This is a genomic window from Fictibacillus enclensis (assembly GCF_030123385.1).
GTDB classification, from domain to species: Bacteria; Bacillota; Bacilli; order Bacillales; family Fictibacillaceae; genus Fictibacillus_C; species Fictibacillus_C enclensis.
Window position 1 is genome coordinate 2,209,148 of sequence record NZ_CP126109.1, and the last position, 18,248, is coordinate 2,227,395.

At 39.1% G+C, this 18,248-nt stretch carries 16 protein-coding genes and 2 pseudogenes; 16 read left to right on the forward strand and 2 right to left on the reverse strand.

Annotation, left to right across the window (positions count from 1 at the left end):
- The first annotated feature begins 346 nt into the window (after positions 1–346).
- The gene (locus QNH15_RS26175) at positions 347–1,378 is read left to right on the forward strand and encodes a response regulator transcription factor (RefSeq protein WP_430667143.1); all 1,032 of its coding nucleotides are present in this window, start codon (positions 347–349) and stop codon (positions 1,376–1,378) included.
- A gap of 159 nt (positions 1,379–1,537) precedes the next feature.
- Positions 1,538–1,795: a hypothetical protein gene (locus tag QNH15_RS11720; protein WP_283894838.1), complete on the forward strand. Its 258-nt coding sequence runs from the start codon at positions 1,538–1,540 to the stop codon at positions 1,793–1,795.
- 182 nt (positions 1,796–1,977) lie between these two features.
- Here the strand turns inward: QNH15_RS11720 and QNH15_RS11725 are convergent.
- Positions 1,978–2,181: pseudogene (locus QNH15_RS11725) on the reverse strand (glycerate kinase); the annotation flags it as partial.
- 9 nt (positions 2,182–2,190) lie between these two features.
- On the opposite strand from QNH15_RS11725, the pseudogene QNH15_RS11730 reads away from it, so the two are divergent.
- From QNH15_RS11730 to QNH15_RS11740, 3 genes and pseudogenes are all read left to right on the forward strand, one after another.
- A pseudogene (locus QNH15_RS11730) lies at positions 2,191–2,334 on the forward strand (glycerate kinase); the annotation flags it as partial.
- A gap of 239 nt (positions 2,335–2,573) precedes the next feature.
- On the forward strand, positions 2,574–2,756 hold the full coding sequence (locus QNH15_RS11735) for a TcaA second domain-containing protein (RefSeq protein ID WP_283894840.1): 183 nt from the start codon (positions 2,574–2,576) through the stop codon (positions 2,754–2,756).
- An 81-nt stretch (positions 2,757–2,837) separates the two neighbouring features.
- Entirely contained in the window at positions 2,838–3,104 is a 267-nt protein-coding gene (locus tag QNH15_RS11740) for a YolD-like family protein (protein WP_283894842.1), read from the forward strand.
- A gap of 488 nt (positions 3,105–3,592) precedes the next feature.
- On the opposite strand, the gene QNH15_RS11745 is transcribed toward QNH15_RS11740, so the two are convergent.
- Positions 3,593–4,072 carry an ATP-dependent DNA ligase gene (locus tag QNH15_RS11745; RefSeq protein WP_283894844.1) on the reverse strand — a complete coding sequence of 160 codons (480 nt, stop codon included), beginning with the start codon at positions 4,070–4,072 and terminating at the stop codon, positions 3,593–3,595.
- Positions 4,073–4,519: 447 nt separating this feature from the next.
- Between QNH15_RS11745 and QNH15_RS11750 the strand changes: the two genes are divergently transcribed.
- The 11 genes from QNH15_RS11750 to QNH15_RS11800 all read left to right on the forward strand — a co-directional run bounded on the left by QNH15_RS11750 (position 4,520) and on the right by QNH15_RS11800 (position 18,216).
- On the forward strand, positions 4,520–5,836 hold the full coding sequence (locus QNH15_RS11750; protein WP_283894846.1) for an ABC transporter substrate-binding protein: 1,317 nt from the start codon (positions 4,520–4,522) through the stop codon (positions 5,834–5,836).
- 47 nt (positions 5,837–5,883) lie between these two features.
- Positions 5,884–6,810, forward strand: a complete 927-nt coding sequence (locus QNH15_RS11755; RefSeq protein WP_283894848.1) for a carbohydrate ABC transporter permease — start codon at positions 5,884–5,886, stop codon at positions 6,808–6,810.
- The gene (locus tag QNH15_RS11760; protein WP_283894850.1) at positions 6,810–7,628 is read left to right on the forward strand and encodes a carbohydrate ABC transporter permease; all 819 of its coding nucleotides are present in this window, start codon (positions 6,810–6,812) and stop codon (positions 7,626–7,628) included. The genes QNH15_RS11755 and QNH15_RS11760 overlap by 1 nt, the downstream gene beginning before the upstream one ends.
- Entirely contained in the window at positions 7,615–9,840 is a 2,226-nt protein-coding gene (locus tag QNH15_RS11765) for an ADP-ribosylglycohydrolase family protein (RefSeq protein ID WP_283894851.1), read from the forward strand. The genes QNH15_RS11760 and QNH15_RS11765 overlap by 14 nt, the downstream gene beginning before the upstream one ends.
- Before the next feature lie 113 nt (positions 9,841–9,953).
- Positions 9,954–11,039 (forward strand): response regulator transcription factor, encoded by a 1,086-nt coding sequence (locus QNH15_RS11770; RefSeq protein ID WP_283894852.1) that lies wholly within the window; start codon positions 9,954–9,956, stop codon positions 11,037–11,039.
- The gene (locus tag QNH15_RS11775; protein WP_283894853.1) at positions 11,036–12,859 is read left to right on the forward strand and encodes a cache domain-containing sensor histidine kinase; all 1,824 of its coding nucleotides are present in this window, start codon (positions 11,036–11,038) and stop codon (positions 12,857–12,859) included. The genes QNH15_RS11770 and QNH15_RS11775 overlap by 4 nt, the downstream gene beginning before the upstream one ends.
- Before the next feature lie 273 nt (positions 12,860–13,132).
- Positions 13,133–13,978, forward strand: coding sequence for an AraC family transcriptional regulator (locus tag QNH15_RS11780; protein ID WP_283894854.1), 846 nt, complete (start codon positions 13,133–13,135; stop codon positions 13,976–13,978).
- Between the two features lie 61 nt (positions 13,979–14,039).
- Positions 14,040–15,095 (forward strand): zinc-dependent alcohol dehydrogenase, encoded by a 1,056-nt coding sequence (locus QNH15_RS11785; RefSeq protein WP_283894855.1) that lies wholly within the window; start codon positions 14,040–14,042, stop codon positions 15,093–15,095.
- Positions 15,096–15,112: 17 nt separating this feature from the next.
- Positions 15,113–15,925 (forward strand): sugar phosphate isomerase/epimerase family protein, encoded by an 813-nt coding sequence (locus tag QNH15_RS11790; RefSeq protein ID WP_283894856.1) that lies wholly within the window; start codon positions 15,113–15,115, stop codon positions 15,923–15,925.
- A gap of 9 nt (positions 15,926–15,934) precedes the next feature.
- Positions 15,935–17,257 carry an ABC transporter substrate-binding protein gene (locus QNH15_RS11795; protein WP_283894857.1) on the forward strand — a complete coding sequence of 441 codons (1,323 nt, stop codon included), beginning with the start codon at positions 15,935–15,937 and terminating at the stop codon, positions 17,255–17,257.
- A 74-nt stretch (positions 17,258–17,331) separates the two neighbouring features.
- Positions 17,332–18,216: a carbohydrate ABC transporter permease gene (locus QNH15_RS11800; RefSeq protein WP_283894858.1), complete on the forward strand. Its 885-nt coding sequence runs from the start codon at positions 17,332–17,334 to the stop codon at positions 18,214–18,216.
- Positions 18,217–18,248 lie beyond the last annotated feature (32 nt).

An 18,248-nucleotide genomic window follows, 5' to 3' on the forward strand; every position in this document is an offset into this window, starting at 1 on the left:
TTTATTGACCTTCTCATCTGCATTATCTCAGAGTTTAACTACTAGACCTATTACTAAAAAGGGGGATTTTTTTGACCAATAGTAACACTTTTGAGTCACGCCTGTAATAGATTGATCTTATAGTTTCGAGTCTAATAAACAGGTGTAGGGAATTGATTATAAAACTAAAGTATAGAAACTTAAATGAAAGAACTAACCCATCCTCTAAATTTTTGATTCCATAACTAGTACTTTCGAGTGATAACTATTAAAAATTAATGTTATAATATTCATAATAATTTTACTATTAGAGGGGTGGAACCTTATTAAAGATTACCAGTTATCTACAAAAGACTATCACGGAATAATGGAATTTTTAAAACATCTGGAACATTCCCCTGAACATTTCCGGCAGCAGATTCAACATTTCCTATGTAAAATGTGGGGGTATCATCATTCTGTTTTATGGTTCACGGACGAATCGGGGAATATTTCCCATCCACATTTATATCAAATTCAAGATAAGGTGATTTTTGATTATTTAGCCAATTATGATGAACTAGACTTTCTTCATCCCAAAAAGCACTTAAACAATATCTCTGAGCAAACGATTTTTCGCATCAGCGATATCGTTCCAAATGCTAAATTTGAGAAAAGTGAATTTTATACAGGCTTTATGAAAAAGCACCATTATCATGATGAAATGGTAGTCAACTTTACCTACCAAAACAAATTAGTAGGAACGCTAGGGTTGTTAAGATCGAAAGGTGATCGTCCTTTTGACAAGCAAGATGTGAAGCGATTTGAAGCGATATCCACATTTATTTCTCTAAAAATTTCCAGCCAAATAATGTTGGAGAAAGCCGAATATCAAAAAAGAATTTTCGAAGCGCATGCAGATCGATCTCCTCATGGTCTTATCATTTTAGATTTGACCTTCCGTCCCCTTTATTACAATAGTTCTGCTAGGGACATCACGTCAGATCTATTGGCCAACAAGAGTGAAAAAACAATAGATATCTTTGTGCAAAAGTACCTTTTGAGCCAAAGCTATGTACAATTGGGATTTGTAAGATTCGTTTCTTCTCCTTCATTTCAACAATACACCATTCAATTTGATCCGAAATCCGACTTTCAAAAGGAACCCGTCTATATTGTCCATCTTATACCAAACACAAATAACAACACCTCCACACCAACGATTGATCATACACTCTCCCTCTTAACACCACGAGAAATGGAAATTTGTCATCTTATTCGAAAGGGATATACAAACTTGGAAATTGCCGAACAGTCATGTATCAGCATTAATACTGTAAAACGACACATTCAAAATATATTTAGTAAGCTGGATGTCAAGAACCGTACCGGTTTGCTTAGTAAAATAGATTTTTTATAAAATAGATATAAAACTGAAAGATCCATGCCTCTTTTTCTCCTCTTTTCTCTATTTAAGTAAGAGAGAAGAACGATATAGAGAGAGGAAGATCAAAATGGTGCGTGGAAAGATTACGAACTTTAAAGAGTTAAGTGAGTTTCACACCCGTGAAGGAGTTCAATGAATCGAACAAACGATTTTTGGAGGTACATAAAGAGGTTTACGAAAGGGGAACTGATCGCGTTTCAGCAATTAACACGATATTGCGTTAAAGTCATCGGGGTGTGCAACGCAAAGATTTGTACACTGGTTTCTGCCTGTTACAAAAAAGGCGTTATTTCCCGTTCCACGATAGAGCGTATGTTTCGCAAAGCGAAAAGGCTTGGGATCATCTCCGTCCATCACACTCTACGCAGCAAGGGAGGATACGCGGCATAACGTTTTTGTTTTTCATCGTTTTGACAGACCGCTAGACGAAAATCTGACAGGCTGTCCAAGCCTTGAAACTCCTGCCAGCTCTAGGGAAAAATTTTCCAAAATTGAACCAGAAACTCAATGTTTAAACACACATACACAAACAACTAAAACCAAAACCATAAGTAAAGAGACCGTCATCGGCCTAAAAAAGCGCCTAAACCACCCGCAGCACCAGAACCGGCTAAATACTTAACATTTATGCCCAATTCTTGCTGTATGATATTTGAAAAATGATCCAGATTCCGGTCCAATTCGAGAACGATTTTTGGAGTTGCTCCTTTTTGTGGTCCGAATATGTAACTTGCGCCGTTTGGGCCGTATAGAGGATTATCAACATCACAAGCAATTGAGAACATACCAACGATGGTGGTGCTGGAAAGGCACAAGCTCTAGGGATTCAATTATTGGATGAAAAAGGTAATGAACTCGGATATGGTGGAGGAAGATTAAATCGCTTAAATAGGATCGATCTTTCTAGGTTAGATCTAAGGATAACTGAACCGGTCAGCCTTTTGTAAGACTACTAAAACCTCGCAAGAACAGGGACTTTTGTTTCTTTTTTCTCTTTCTTTTATTAGATATTTTTAACAAAAAGGTTTTAAAATCCAAAGGAGGATTAAAATGGAAACGGAGAAAGTACCTAAGAAAGGAAAGAAGATTAGTCTCATCGTTTTAAGCCTATTCTTGGTAGGGCTGATCGCTGTCATCATTTTTAATTTTTCGCGTCCGTGGGGATGAATTGGTAAAAAAGTTTGAGACTGCTGTAAAGCAAGGGGATATTGATTCGTTAAAGGACATTGTAGAGAGCAAGGATGGTGTTACGATTACAGAGGACAACCTGAAGCAGTTAACAGCTTACGCAAAAGATGAACCTGATTATTTAAGTTTCCAGGTATATTTAAGGCCATTGTATCCTTCTTGAGTTCCATATTCAAGTACTTCAATCTTTTTCTCCTCAAACGAACATATATTCGTATATAATAAAATCAGGAAGGTGATGAATATGCTTCGTGACCGAGGGAAGATGAAATGGCAAGGGATGTTTATGCCTGAACATGTAAAAAGCTTGCGAGAATTTGATTGGGACAATAAAAGAAAAAAGAAGCCTGAATTGGAAGAGCAGCAACTGGAGATTATGGAGGAAACCATCTGCGAAGCCATGGCTGAAAACTTGGATTTTTCCTTTTCCTATTTTAGAGACGGGGATTTTCATTTGTTGATTGGGAAGGTTCATTATGTCGATTCGTTTAAAAAGAATTGCGGATTGTAGATTTCCACGCTGATATACATAAAATCAGTCTAGAAGAGTTAATCGATGTAAAAATAAATTAAGAATGACAATCGTTCTTCTCCAAACTAGCCTGGGCAAGCGAAAATAGCATTGGAATTCACTCCAATGCTGTTTTTATTTTCGACTTTTGTACCCATCGATTCACTTAGGGAGTTGAAGATGATGAACTGGAGCTTTAATATTCCAAGCTGTTGGATCGGAGTGAAGAAACAGATTAGAGAAATTCCACAAATGAAGGGATTCTCAAATAACCAGCTTTTGTATAGTTTCGGAATTTCATCTTTGCTTTTATAGGATTTGCCGGAAAAAGAACAAAATCACCGAACTCTTCATAGTTGAATTTCTCAGCCATCCTATACACTGAATTGCGTGCGTGATGCGGTTCCAAAGTACCGGCTTGGGAGCCATCGTCAAAATTAAGTATCCAACCAAATTCTGACTTGCGGTATCCGGTGATCAGTACATCCTCAAATGAGTAAATTGATTACCTTCAGCCAGTGTTTAGAGCGTTGGCCGACAGTATAAGCAGAGTCCTTCCTTTTGAGGACTATCCCCTCTAAAGATTGACTGCAGCATAAAGAGAAAAGCTGCTCACCATTCAATCCAGAAAGTGTCTTTACCTTAGCCATAAGAGATGAATCATCCGGCAGCACATCAAACAGCAGCAGTTTCCGTTCTTCTAAAGGCAGCGAGGTAACATCCCTGCCCTTGTAATAGAGAATATCAAAAACGCAGTAAGTATGACCTTTAGAACGAAAGAACCTTTGCATGCAGGATTCAAAGTCCGGCTTGCCGGTCTCATCTGTTACAACAAGCTCACCATCCAAAATAGTGCCATCTGGTAACGGATAAGAAAGAAGCTCAGCAAATCGAGCCGAAATATCATTACTGTGCCTAGTGTAAAGCTTAGGTTTGTTACCTACTGTGAAAAGATTGCACGGATCCATCGAGTTTTAACTCTGCAATGTAATTGTCATCATTAAACGGCTTCTCGATCTTTTGTAGAAGCATTGGACTAACTAACATATAGAACACCTCAGATAAAGCGTGCATTACTGGTTTTGTTATAGATAGCAAAAAGATACTGGGAACTAATGGAAAGAGGGGTAGAAATGTCCTAATAGGATATCGCCGAGAAGAGCAAGAAACAGCATTGTTTTTTGATAAGAGCACTGAAGAATAGGTGTTTACTAGTACCAAAATCACTCTTTTATTTAACAGAGGTTTTAGTCGTTGAAACAAATTTGTCTGTTTTTCCTTGGATGATTACCAGAACGTAATGTCAATTTTGTACTAGGAATTGTGCAATTTTGTATGGTGTACAAGACCTATGAAAAGAAAGATAATGAATGAAAGAAAGCGCTGTCAAAATTAAATATTTCAGGGGGGTTAGTATGAAGAGGGTTAAAATTTTTATACTTATTCTATCGTTGTTCTTAATCATTTCGGCTTGCAATTCAAAATCCGGTGGGGACGCAAAAGATGATCAAGTGGAGATCGTATATATGACCCATACTCCGGATACGGAAGAACAAAAGAGAGTCATTGAGGAAGATATCATCGGTGCCTTCGAGAAGAAAAATCCAGATATTAAAGTCAAATGGGTTCAAAGCCAGGATCCGGTTACACTTATTCGCCAACAGATGGCAGCTGGAGCAGGTCCGGATGTTGTGCTTGTAGATGGACCCACAACCCTCGTGCAATTTGCTAAGTCTGATTATTTAAAGCCGTTAGATGATTACGCAGATAAATATGGCTGGAATGACCGCTATTTTGATTGGGCTTACGAAACTGGTTTTGTAAATGACAAGTTATACGGTCTTCCAGGCCAATATGAATCGTTAGCCGTCTGGTATAACAAAGATATGTTTAAAAAAAATGGATGGCAAGAGCCTAAGACGTTTGATGAATTCATGGATTTGAATAAAAAAATTAAAAAAGCAGGTAAAATGCCTTTTGCCTTTGGAACTACAGACTTTAGACCTTCAAACGAGTGGTGGCTGACATTGGTTTACAACTCTTACTTGGGACCAGAAGAAATGAAGAAAGTATTAACAAATGAAGTTCCATGGAACAGTCCTTTAGTAAAAGAGGCTACAGAAAAATGGAAGGACATTTGGCAGAAAGGCTATATTAACGACAAACAGTCGCATGCCATTTCTTTAGATGATGCATGGTTATTATTTAGAAATCAAGAAGCGGCGATGAAAATGGAGGGTACATGGGCAACAAGTAATATAACCACCGAACGCCCGCCGTTTGAAGTTGATTTCTTCCCGATGCCCTCATGGAGAGACGGAGTTCAAGCAAACTTTCCGATGGCACTTGGCGAATCAGGAGGAATCAATGCGAAAACAAAACATCCTAAGGAATCAGCAAAATTCCTTGACTGGCTGTTCAGTGATGAAGTTGGAACTTTGAAGGTTAAGGAAGGAATCTTCTATCCTAATAAAAATATTAAAGTAGATTCAGTAAAGGACTTGGATCCTCTGGTACTTAAAGTTTATCAAGAATTAAACAAAGCTATTGAAAAAGGAAACACTGGATATGCTTCATGGACATATTGGGGACCCAACGTAGAACAGTCGATATGGGAAAACATTGACAAGGTATTCCTGGGGCAGCTTTCAGTTGATGAATACTTGAAAAAGGCAGATGAAAACGCTAAAAAAGATAAAAAAGACGGATTATTGTTCCCATTTAAGGATTAAGGGGAAGGGAGAATAAATCTCCCTTCCTAGAAAGGAGTGTGCTCGAGATGGAGGTAACAACAACTACATCATCATCCTATACGCCAGCGGTTGCCAAGAATAAGAAGCCGTGGAAGAAGACCTTGCTACCGTGGTTGATGCTTACTCCTGCACTGCTATTACTACTGCTTGTTGTGGGAGGTCCGATTGCTGGTACCTTATTGCTTTCCTTTACGAACTGGGATGGCATCGGATCAGCTGATTTTATAGGTTTGCAAAACTTTGTTCAGTTGATTCAGGACAAGAGGTTTTATGCGGCGATGTTCAATAACGCAAAATGGATGGTCTTTTTCCTTACAGTCCCAGTTTTTATCGGATTAGGAATTGCTCTTCTAGTCAGTAAAGTGAAGTTTGGCCAAACATTTTACCGTGTCATGGTGTTTCTTCCTTATATTATAGCGACAGTGGTTACCGCAAAGATTTGGTTAGGAATTTATAATCCTTACGTCGGTATAAATGTCCTATTAAAAAACTGGGGTTTAGAATCTCTTGCACTGTCATGGCTGGGAGATGGTAAAATTGCGCTTTTAGCCGTAGCGGTTGCGGATGGATGGCATTTCTTCGGATTTCTTGTTGTACTTTTTCTTATCGCGCTTCAACAGTTGGACAAAAGTCTGGAAGAAGCTGCGAAAGTTGAAGGCGCGAATAAGATTCAAATATTTTGGCATGTGACACTTCCTCAGCTGCGCCCGACCCTGGCACTCGTGTACATGCTGTTGATTATCTGGTCATTTGCTGCATTCGATTATGTGTTTGTCATGACCCAAGGAGGACCTGGAGATGCATCAGAGCTGTTAGCGACATATATGTATAAACTAGCAATCTATGGACAACAGCCTGGTTATGCAAGTGCGGTAGCGTTAACAATGGGAATCTTTAGTTTACTTGTCATTCTTGGATTTGGATCCTTAAAGAAAAAAGGATGGGATGTGTAATGAAAAAACTGTTGGATTGGCGACACATTCCATTGATTGCAACTGTAGCCATTTCGATCGGACCACTTGTTCTGTTGTTCAGCAATGCCTTGAAACCCCGTGAGGAATTTCAGAAAAACCCGTTAGGATTCCCGTCCCGTCTTGAGTTTCAGAATTTGATAGATGCGTGGGAAAAGGGGGCGTACGGGCAGGCATTCTTAAACAGTGCGATTGTGGGAGTAGCATGTATTGTCATTATCTGTATTTCCGCTGGATTAGCCGCTTATGCGTTATCTAAGTTAGAATTCAAAGGTTCAAATGCAATCATGGGATTCCTGCTTTTTACTTTGTCAGTTCCAATAGGATTGTTTCTAGTTCCTTTGTTCTTTATCTGGAAAAATCTAAATTTAATGGACTCATTAATGGGTTTGATACTGATTTATTCAGCTATCTTTTTGCCCTTTAATATCTTTCTTCTACGATCGTTTTTCGTATCCATTCCAAATGAGCTGCTGGACAGTGCAAGGGTCGATGGATGCAATGAACTGCAAGTTATATACCGAATCATTTTGCCCCTGGCCAGTCCAGCGTTTTTAACCGTTGTATTGTTAGTTGGTTTATGGACCTGGAATGAATTTTTCTTCGCAAATGCATTTTTACAGTCAGAAGAAATAAAAACTGTAGCTACGCGCTACCTCGTGTTTACTGGCCGCTTTAGCTCTGATTGGACGATGATTTCAGCGGCTGGTGTTATTACGATCCTGCCAATTATGTTAATTTTCATGATACTACAAAGACAATTCATCGAAGGAATTACAGAAGGCAGTGTCAAGGGATGAAAATAAGACTATGGGAGTAGATAATATGAACTCAAGTGTGACCAATGTTTTGCAAAACACGGATGCGGTTAAGGTCATCCCCACAGATTATGTAGAACGCGTTTACGCTGGTTGGCTCGGTAAAGTGATCGGAGTCCGTCACGGCGGGAATATTGAGCAGTGGACACATGATCGTATTGAAAAAGCTTTTGGGGAAATCACTGGCTACCTTCATGAATTCAAAAACTTTGCGGCAGATGATGATACAAATGGTCCGATGTTCTTCTTAAGGGCCTTAGAGGATTATACTCATACAAGTGACATTACACCTGAACAGATGGGACTTACCTGGTTGAACTATGCTCCAGATGGACATGGATTCTATTGGTGGGGCGGTTATGGTAAATCTAGTGAACACACAGCTTACTTAAATCTTAAAAACGGAATAAGTGCTCCTCGATCCGGCTCAATTGAACAAAATGGAACGACGGTAGCTGAACAAATTGGCGGACAAATTTTTATCGATGTTTGGGGACTTATTGCACCAGGACAGCCGAAACTTGCAGCTGAATATGCTGAGAAGATTGCCAGTGTATCCCATGATGGTAACGGAAAATACGGTGGGATGTTCCTTGCAGCCAGTATTGCCGCCGCTTTTACAATGAAAGACATGAAAAAAATCATCGAAGCGGGTTTAAATGTGATCCCTTCTGATTGCGAATATGCCAAGGTGACTAAAGACTTAATCCGCTTTTACGATGAACATCCTGACAATTGGAGAGATTGTTTCCAATATGTGTTTGAAAACTATGGATATGATCGTTATCCTGGAAATTGCCACATCATCCCTAATGCGGCAGTGATGGTATTATCCCTTCTTTATGGAGAAGGAAACTTTTCCAAGACGATCAATATTTGTAACATGTGTGGCTGGGATACCGATTGTAATGTTGGGAATGTTGGAACTGTTTTAGGGGTTCGTAATGGCTTGGAAGGAATTGATGTTTCCTGGAGAAAGCCGATCAATGACTTCTTATGCTGCTCAAGTGTAATCGGTTCACTAAACATCTTGGATATTCCTTGGTGTGCGTCTTATATATCAAATTTGGGTTATAAAATAGCCGGTGTGGAAGTACCGCGAAAATGGGCAGCTATATTAAAGGGAGAAAGCGCAAAGTACCATTTTGAATATGCAGGTTCAACTCATGCTTTCCGAGTAAATAGTGATGTAGAAAATATCAAGGGTTACGTGCAAAACACTGAGGAAGTTTCATTTGAAGGGGAACGTTCTTTAAAAGTCGTCTTTGATTATGTGAATGGCGGGAATGGTTACCGGACCTTTGTTAAAACCTATTATACCCCAGAAGACTTTAACGACAGCCGATATGATCCAAGCTTTTCACCGACATTGTATCCTGGACAGACGATTGATTGTCAGGTGTTGTTGCCAGAGGGTAGAGTACAGGACGTCCTTGCCCGTTTGTATGTGAAAGACCGGAATGAGGGAACGCGACACTACGGTGAGAAAGTTAAGCTTACGATTGGTAATTGGGAAAACCTTACGTTTACCATTCCTCATTTTAGCGGTGTTTGTATTGAGGAAGCAGGGGTGGAATTCATTCCTGTTCAAGAGGAACGTAGAGTAGGTAATTTGCCTTCATTAATCGTATATATCGACCAATTCAATTTCAGCGGAAACCCTGATTATGAAGTTGATTTTTCCAAAGAGAGACTGGAAAAGTGGAATGAGCTTCACATTGAAGTGAGTCAATTAACGTATCTGAGAGGACTGTGGTCATTAGAGAACGGTGAACTAAGTGGAAGCTTTTATGGGGAACCAGCTGAGGCATATACTGGCGATCTAACATGGAAAAACTACCATTTTGAATCAACTGTCATTCCGAAGCTGGGCAATGAGCATCATATTAATTTCAGGGTTCAGGGAGGAATCCGCTCATATGCCGTGGGTTTTGCACATGACGACAAGGTAACTCTTTATAAAAACGTCAACGGGTACAGACAATTGGTTTCAGCCGACTATAATTGGAAGCGAGGCAACTCTTACAATATTAAAGTCGAAGCAGTTGATAACAACTATCGAATTTTCATTGATGACGAGCTAATTTTAAGTTATAAGGATGAGGATTCACCTTATTTAACAGGACAGGTCGGATTTTCTAATTTCAAAGGCAGTCATACCCATTATGCTGGCTTTAAGGTAAAAGGCATCTAGCCTAGTATAAAGTCGGAGCCATTCCTTGTGAGGAAGGCTCTCTTTTAATTTTCAGAATTTTTATAGCCGACTTATTAAATACTTCCTATAATTATTTTAGGGGGTGGCCATATATGCAGCTTAATGTCTTAATTGCAGAAGATGAAAAAAGCGTGAGGCAAAGCATCTCAGGTTTTATTAACGATCTTGGTAATCAATATCGGTTGCTTGGAAGCGCTCGCGACGGCAGTGAAGCGATTGATTTTTTCACGAGAAATACTGTACACATTTTATTAACAGATATAAGAATGCCAAAGGTTGATGGTTTTGAACTGATTCATTCAGTCTATGAAAGATGGCCTGATACACAAACCATCATTTTAAGTGGCTATGATGAGTTTTCATATGCTCGCCGGGCCATGCAATATGGAATTAAGGAGTATTTATTGAAGCCAGTCAGCATGCAAGAACTAAATGCTGCCATTATGAAGGTGACTTCTTCTTTACTTAATTCCAAGGATAACCTTTCATTTCTCATAAACCAGGACAAGTGGGACATGAAGCTGATTCGTTTGGAAACAAAGCTATTTGACGCAATTGAATTAGGGAATATTCAAGCTGTTATGGAAACGTTGCAATCTCTTTTAGACGGTTTTTGTAAGAGAGTGGGAAATGATAATCTGCGTTTCATTCCTTTTATAACTGACACGCTTGCATCTCTTAGGAAACGCTTGTCATCCATCGATAATGTACATCTTTTTTATGACCAGGAGTTAAAAAGGCTGATAAGCGGATTTCATCCCCATGATTCTATTCAATCAATTCGCTCTCAAGTAGAACAATTTGTTATGTTCTGTACCAACACGGTTATCATGTGCAGGAAACAACCATGTCCGGACATTCTTTTCCGTTGTAAAGAAATCTTGAATGAACATTATAATCAGGATATAACATTAATGGGTCTTGCGGGGATGGTTGGTGTAACTCCGTCTTATTTGAGCCGTCTCTTTAAAAAGGAGCTAGAAATAAATTTTACCGATTATCTCAATCAGCTTCGAATCGAAAAGGCTATAGAATTGCTGGAAATACCTCACATAAAAATTTTAGAAATCGCCAGTAAAGTAGGTTTTAATAATGCGGAGTATTTCTCAAAAATGTTCAAGAAGGTGACCGGCATGACTCCAAATAATTATCGTTTGCAGAGAGTACAGAAGGGATGAAGAAGCGATACAGTAAACTTACATTATATCAAAAACTGCTTATCATCTTGTTTAGCTTCACATTAGTACCGCTTATGTTATTTAGCGTTTTTGGATACCATTCATTTTCGAAAGTTCTCATTGAGATGATTGCCGATTCTAACTTGCAAACATTGAAGCAGGTACGTGCGGATTCAGAGGATGTGTACGATGATTTATCAAATATCCTAACAATTGTGTCTATCCATCCTGAAGTCCAGAGGATTATCAAGGAAGACCCGGTTAATGGCTGGCAGGCATACAATGACGCTCGTTTCTTCTCTGATTTTTCGAGCCTATTGCTAGTGGGGCACCCGGAGATTATCAGGGTCACGGTATATAATTTTAAGAACAAACGAGTGGATAGTCTAGGGAGATTTATCCCTCTGAGAAAAGAGGACAAAGTTGTTCAGGAGTTAAAAGAACAGTTAAAAAATAGGCTCATCGCAACAAGTTCCATCCAAAAGGGTGTGTTAGGGCAGCCATTCATTTCGTTTGGAAGACAAATTACGGACCTCAAAACAGGCAAGCCAATAGGATTAGCAGTAGTGGATTTTGACTTAAAATATCTGAATGAAGAAATAAAGAAGATAAAGTTTTTAAAGTCAGGACATGTCATGGTCGTAGATCAGAACCATCAGGTTATTTACCATCCCAATATGAAAATAGGAAAATCCATTTTGGAAAAAGATATTCCGTTACAATTTCCCGAACCTTACCTATTAAAGGAAAATGAAAAAGGAAAGAAATCCCTTTATATAAAAACCACTATGTCCAGTCCACATTGGACCTTTATTGGAGTGCTACCATACGATGAGGTATTAGAAAAGCTGCTATCCATTTTTAATAAATTTTTTATTTTTATCGCACTCATGCTTGTCGCCATTTTTTTTGTCGCTGTTTTCTTGCAAAAGTTATTTGTTAAGCCTATTCGTAAACTGCAATTGATGATGAGCAGGGTGCAAAAAGGAGATTTTAGTGCGAGGGTCAACTTTAAAAGAAACGACGAGATCGGCCGACTGGGACATAACTTTAATGGTATGGTCACAAAAATTGAGGATCTTATAGAACGCGTCTACCAAGTTGAATTGAATGAATCAAGGGCGTTGCTATTTCAAAAACAAGCGGAATTAGATGCTTTGCAGGAAAAAATTACTCCTCACTTCTTATATAATACACTCAATTCAATCAGCTGGGTCGCAAACCGTAAGGGCATCCGAGAAATAGAGGTTGTTGTTAGTTCGCTTAGCAGCTTACTTCGTTACAGTCTGGGAGATCCCTCTAAATTAGTAACTCTTAAAGACGAATTTGATTATTTGATGTTGTATGGAGAAATAATCGATTTCCGCTACGACGGAGATATTGAAATAATTTTCAATATGGATAATTCAGTAGCAAATACCGTTATCCCGCGCTTAACACTTCAGCCAATTGTAGAAAATGTTATCAAGCACGCATTTGAAGATAATGTGACCAATAAATGGATTAAGGTCTCAGCGTTTAAAACAGATAATATCGTTATCATTGATATTGAAGATAACGGAAAAGGTATATCGCAAGAAACCTTATCAGAAATTGACCGCAAACTAAATCAACCAGTTCGAACTTTAGTTGATAGAATAAGTGAAACAAAAAAACATAAGCATCAAGAAGAGTTAGGATTAATCAATGTTCATCACAGAATCAAGCTCTTTTTTGGAGAGAGTTATGGAATAGAGGTTAAAAATAGGGAAAGCGAAGGGACAGTCGTTCGAATTAATGTACCCATATACTTGGAATCTATTAAATCAATCGCCAAGTAAGAGAATTTCTCATATTAGGCAACTTTAATATGGATATTGTAAATCAAGTGTATGAGCACAATTGCCGGATCAATGGTTCTGGAGTCCGTTATTAAAACACCAATAACTCCATCGGATTGTAGCTGTTGACGCAACCCCTGTATCAGTGATAAATATCACTGTAAAAGTGAACTATTAATTTTCTGAATTATCGATATAATTACATTGTAAGCGCTTTAATAACTTGAAATAAATCTTAACCTTCAAATTTAAAGGTGGAAAGGGGGTCATACATTGCATGAAAGAATGGACGCTTTATTGCAGAGTGCTGAACTTCTGATAGAAGATTTTGATATTCATATTAGGAATGAAATGCAGACTTATAACCGTATTCTTCCTAACTATGTGATGTCTTATGTTAAGAAGGGTGAAGCTAAGCTGCGGGTCCGCAGTGAAGTCTACAATCTCACACCAGGTACTGCAGTGATCATACCTCCAAATGTACAACATGATCACTATATGGCTAACAAGGAGGAAACCACATTTTTATGGTGCCATTTCACCTATAAAATCGGGAATGCCATTGATGTAATGAAGATTATTAATTTTCCCATCACGTTTAAACTCCAAAACTCTGAAATATTCGAGAGAGTATTTATAGAGTTTAAGAACCTGACCTCCTCGGAAAACTTTTTAATTAAAACCATACTAAAAAGAGCTAAATCTTATGAACTCCTCTATTTATTGATGAATAACATCATGAGTGCTCAAGAAGAGGTTTATGAACAAGAACATTCCAAAGGTTTTATCTGCATGCTGAATCAGATTGTGAAGAACCCAGAGAGCGAACTATCTTTAAAAGAACTTTCTAAAAAGTTTCATCTGCATCCTACATATATCAGCAACCGATTTAAGGAGCTATTTGGGAAATCGCCGATCCAGGTCCAGAGGGAATTGAAAATCGACCGGGCAAAGAAATTACTTAAATCGACGGAATTATCCGTTTCTGAAATAGCCAAGGAAGTCGGGATTCCGACAGTTCCCAACTTTACAAGGTTGTTTAAGAACTATGTAGGGATTGCTCCCAGCCAATTCCGCAATTTAAATGCGAAATGGAATGACAAGTATACCGCTATGTAATTACTAAGGGATATGGAAGCTGAATGACCATATAAGAATATTTTTCGAGGTGATATACAGAATGTTAAAACAATTGATTGCAGCTGCTCCGCACAAGGCTGAAATTCTAGATTATGAAGACCGGCCCATAAAAGCAAATGAAGTAAAGGTTCAGGTGGAGTTTGCTTCCCCCAAGCACGGTTCAGAACTAGCAGGATTTCGAGGGGAAAGCCCACATATGGATGATTATTATGATGAGGAATGGCACACCTTCCTGGCGAGGGCAGAACAAAATAAGAAAGGTGTGGAGTTTGGGTCTTGGAATCTAGGAAACCAGTGGGTAGGAGTAATCACAGAAATGGGCACGGATGTGACGGAATACCAGCTTGGGGATAGGGTATGCGGATATGGTGGAATCCGGGAGACGCATATAGTAAACGCATCGAATAACTTCTATTTATTAAAAATGCCAGAAAGCATGTCATGGAAAAGTGCGGTCTGCTTTGACCCGGCACAGTTTGCTTTAGGGGGAATTAGGGATGCTCATGTTCGGGCGGGTGACCGTGTCGCAGTAATTGGATTAGGTGCCATAGGTCAGCTTGTTGCGCAGATGGCCAAATTAGCTGGGGCAAGCTATGTAGCGGTAGTGGATCCAATTGAGATACGCCGGCAAGTTGCCTTACGGGCTGGGGCAGAGGAAGCCTTCGATCCTATAAACCAGGATGTTGGTCTGGAGCTTAAAAAATCAACAAATAAACTGGGTGTGGATGTTGTAATTGAAACCAGCGCAAATGAAATTGCTCTTCAGCAGGCGTTAAGAGGCCTGGCATATGGTGGGACTATTGCGTACGTAGGCTGGGCAAGACCATTTAAAGGCGGACTGGATTTTGGCAGGGAAGCACACTTTAACAATGCAAAAATCGTATTTTCCAGGGCATGCAGTGAACCAAATCCCGATTATCCCCGCTGGAGCTGGAGGCGCATTGAAGAAACCTGCTGGAAAATGCTTTCGGAAGGGCTACTTGATTGTGGTGGTATTATCAATCCGGTCGTGCCTTTCAAAGAATCAGCAGCTGGATATGAAAGCTATGTAGATCAGCATCCTGAGCAAAGTGTTAAGCTAGGAATTCAATTTTAAGAAAGAGGGTGAGGAAAATGAGATTTGCTTTACAAGATAAATTAACAGGATTAAAGGAATGTAAAGAAATATTTGAATCAGCAAAACACCTGGGCTTTGATGGGGTAGAAATTACTCATTTTGAAGGGGCTATTTCCAAGGACACGTCTCTATCAATCCTGAAAGCTTCCCAGTCAACCGGTATTCCCGTAAGTGCGGTTTGTGGAGGGTATAAGCACTGGATTGGAGACTTTAATGAATCCAATCGATTAAAAGCGATCGGGGACATTAAAACATCACTCCGATATCTTGCTGAATTTGGAGCTGAAGGTTTGATTGCACCTGCCGCATATGGCATGTTTTCAAAACGGCTGCCTCCTTTTAATCCAGCACGTAGTGAGGAAGAGGATCGGAAGGCGCTGACTGATTCATTGTTGCGGATCGCAGAGGATGCTGAAAAATATAATGTCTATCTGTATTTGGAACCCTTAAACCGCTATGAGGACCATATGCTGAATACGGTTTCTGATGCAGCTTCTCTAATAAGAGAAACTGGAAGTAACCATATAAAAGTAATGGCGGATTTTTTTCATATGTCTATTGAAGAGGCCAATATTGAAAAAACCATCAAAGATTTTCGTGATGTGATCGGTTATTTCCATCTAGCAGATAGCAACCGTTTGGAACCGGGAAAAGGACATACCGATTTTGTTGGTCCGTTTTCACAACTGGAGAAATTACAGTACAAAGGCTTTTTATCTCTGGAATGTGATCTAAGCGAAAAACAGGGATCCAAAGCTTTAGTTGAAACACTTGGATATCTAAAAGGCTTGCATAAGGTCAATATTTAGGGGGGAATCATGAAAAAGAGAAAATCTGTATTATCCATTTTATTGGTGTTTCTGATAAGTACCTTAATGACAGCTTGTTCTTCTTCCATGAGCGCACCAAACTCCCAAACGAAAACGGGTGACAAAAAAGTAGGAAAAAATGAAAAGATCACCCTGACGGTTTGGGATCCCTATACAGAACCGGATTCAGGAATCATTATGGATACTATCATTAAAAATTATGAAAAAGATAATCCGAACGTAAGCATTAAAAGAAACTCTATGAAAAATGAAGATATCAGAAATACTATAAAGCCAGCGCTTACCAGTAACAAAGGTCCCGACTTATTCATGTATGACTCTGGGCCGGGATATTTGGGGGTTCTTGCAAAATCCGGACTTGCTTTGGATTTAACAAAATATGACCAACAATATAGGTGGAGCAGCAATTTCCCGAAGTGGGTAAATGATTTGGTAACAATTAATGGCAAACGTTTTGGAATCGGCAACGAAATCGAGTTGATTGGCGTTTATTATAATAAGCAGATTTTTAATGATCTGGGTGTTGAGGTTCCCAAAACATATGAGGAATTCCTACAAATATGTGAAAAAGCTAAGGCTAAGGGACTTATACCTCTTTCATTTGATGATAAAGAACAATGGCCAGCCTTCCATCTAGAAAGTGTATTCTATACGGCAGTAGCAGGAAAACAAAAGATTGAAAAGGTTTTAAATAAAGAAGAAGGTTTTGACCAGCCGGTATTTGCAAATGCGTTGGATACGTTCCAAAAGCTGATAAAGAATGGTTACACCTCAAAAAGCCCGCTGTCTGTATCTTATGATGATGGGAATAAAGAATTGTTTTCAGGAAAAGCGGCCATGCGGATCACAGGTACCTGGTTAGCTTCAGGTGCGATTGAACAAATGAAGGACAATGTTGGATTTTTCCTACTGCCTTCCGTAAAGCCGAATCTACCGCTATCAGCACCTGGCGGAATTGGGTCAGCAATGGTCATTTCATCAAAAACAAAATATCCTGAAGAGGCTGCAAAATTTTTGAATTATATGTTCAATAAGGAATCTGCGAAGGTATGGTATGAACACAGCAAAATTGCACCTGTGAAAATCGATCCCGATGCTTTAAATATTCCCGCCTTATCAAAGGACATTATTAAAATGGCAAATTCGCCAGCCGGGCTTTCTTATAACATCGATGTGTTGATGCCACAAAAAGTAAATGATGTAACAAAGAATATTATGCAGCAGTTAATTGCAGGCAAGGTGACTGGCAAAGTGGTTGTAAAGGAAAAACAGCGTGCATTGGATGAAGAAATAAAGGCGGGAAATTACTAATTGATTAACAGTGAGGAGTGATAAGGTTGATTTTTAAGCCTTATCACTTATTTGATAATATGGAGGGGAAAGTAGTGAATCTAGCCATAAAAAAGCTTAAGGAATTCAGGCCAATAGTTTTCATCCTTCCTGCATTGGTTTGTTATGTCATTTTCTTGGTCATCCCAATTATCAGAACTGTTCAATACAGTTTTTATCAATGGGATGGCGCAAGTCCCTTTATGATATTTGTTGGACTCAGGAACTATAACCGTTTGATCCATGATCCAATATTTTGGAGTGCGCTTGGGCATAACATTTTTTGGATCCTCGCGACCATAATCCTGCCGCTAGGAGTAGGACTTTTGTTGGCCATTCTATTATCGAATAAAGTAGTTAAAGGCAAACTAATATTCAGAGTATCCTTTTTCCTTCCTGTTATCATTTCATTGGTAGCCGTTGGGATTATTTGGAATTGGATCTATCATCCGGATTTTGGGATCGTCAATAGCATCCTAAGATCAATTGGGTTAGACCCGTTAACACAACCCTGGTTAGGGAATGAAAAAACAGTGCTGCCGGCTTTATTGATTGCGGGAAGCTGGACGTATTATGGTTTCTGCATGGTGGTATTTTTAGCCGCCTTACAGGGAGTTGATAAAACATACTATGAAGCAGCAAAGATTGAAGGGGCGACCGCATTCCAAACCTTTTTCTACGTAACTGTACCTCTTTTGAAGGGAACCATTACGCTTTTGGTTCTTAATTCCTTGATAGGCTCTTTTAAAGTATTTGACCTGATCTTTTTAATGACAAAGGGCGGGCCTTATCATTCTTCAGAAGTAATCGGAACCTATATGTTTAACGAAGCTTTTTCGATGAACGATGTTGGGTATGGGGCAGCAATCTCAATTGCTCTCGCATTGCTTATAGGGGTTTGTTCCATTATTTATTTGAGATTTGTAGAAAAGGAGGATTAGGAGGGATGAGTACAATGAATACCGAACAGGAA

Coding starts and splice junctions, on each gene's coding strand:
- QNH15_RS11770 (WP_283894852.1), top strand. CDS start 9,954: ATGCAGCTTAATGTCTTAATTGCAGAAGATGAAAAAAGCGTGAGGCAA.
- QNH15_RS11795 (WP_283894857.1), top strand. CDS start 15,935: ATGAAAAAGAGAAAATCTGTATTATCCATTTTATTGGTGTTTCTGATA.
- QNH15_RS11790 (WP_283894856.1), top strand. CDS start 15,113: ATGAGATTTGCTTTACAAGATAAATTAACAGGATTAAAGGAATGTAAA.
- QNH15_RS26175 (WP_430667143.1), top strand. CDS start 347: ATGGAATTTTTAAAACATCTGGAACATTCCCCTGAACATTTCCGGCAG.
- QNH15_RS11750 (WP_283894846.1), top strand. CDS start 4,520: ATGAAGAGGGTTAAAATTTTTATACTTATTCTATCGTTGTTCTTAATC.
- QNH15_RS11755 (WP_283894848.1), top strand. CDS start 5,884: ATGGAGGTAACAACAACTACATCATCATCCTATACGCCAGCGGTTGCC.
- QNH15_RS11745 (WP_283894844.1), bottom strand. CDS start 4,072: ATGGATCCGTGCAATCTTTTCACAGTAGGTAACAAACCTAAGCTTTAC.
- QNH15_RS11740 (WP_283894842.1), top strand. CDS start 2,838: ATGCTTCGTGACCGAGGGAAGATGAAATGGCAAGGGATGTTTATGCCT.
- QNH15_RS11720 (WP_283894838.1), top strand. CDS start 1,538: ATGAATCGAACAAACGATTTTTGGAGGTACATAAAGAGGTTTACGAAA.
- QNH15_RS11760 (WP_283894850.1), top strand. CDS start 6,810: ATGAAAAAACTGTTGGATTGGCGACACATTCCATTGATTGCAACTGTA.
- QNH15_RS11785 (WP_283894855.1), top strand. CDS start 14,040: ATGTTAAAACAATTGATTGCAGCTGCTCCGCACAAGGCTGAAATTCTA.
- QNH15_RS11775 (WP_283894853.1), top strand. CDS start 11,036: ATGAAGAAGCGATACAGTAAACTTACATTATATCAAAAACTGCTTATC.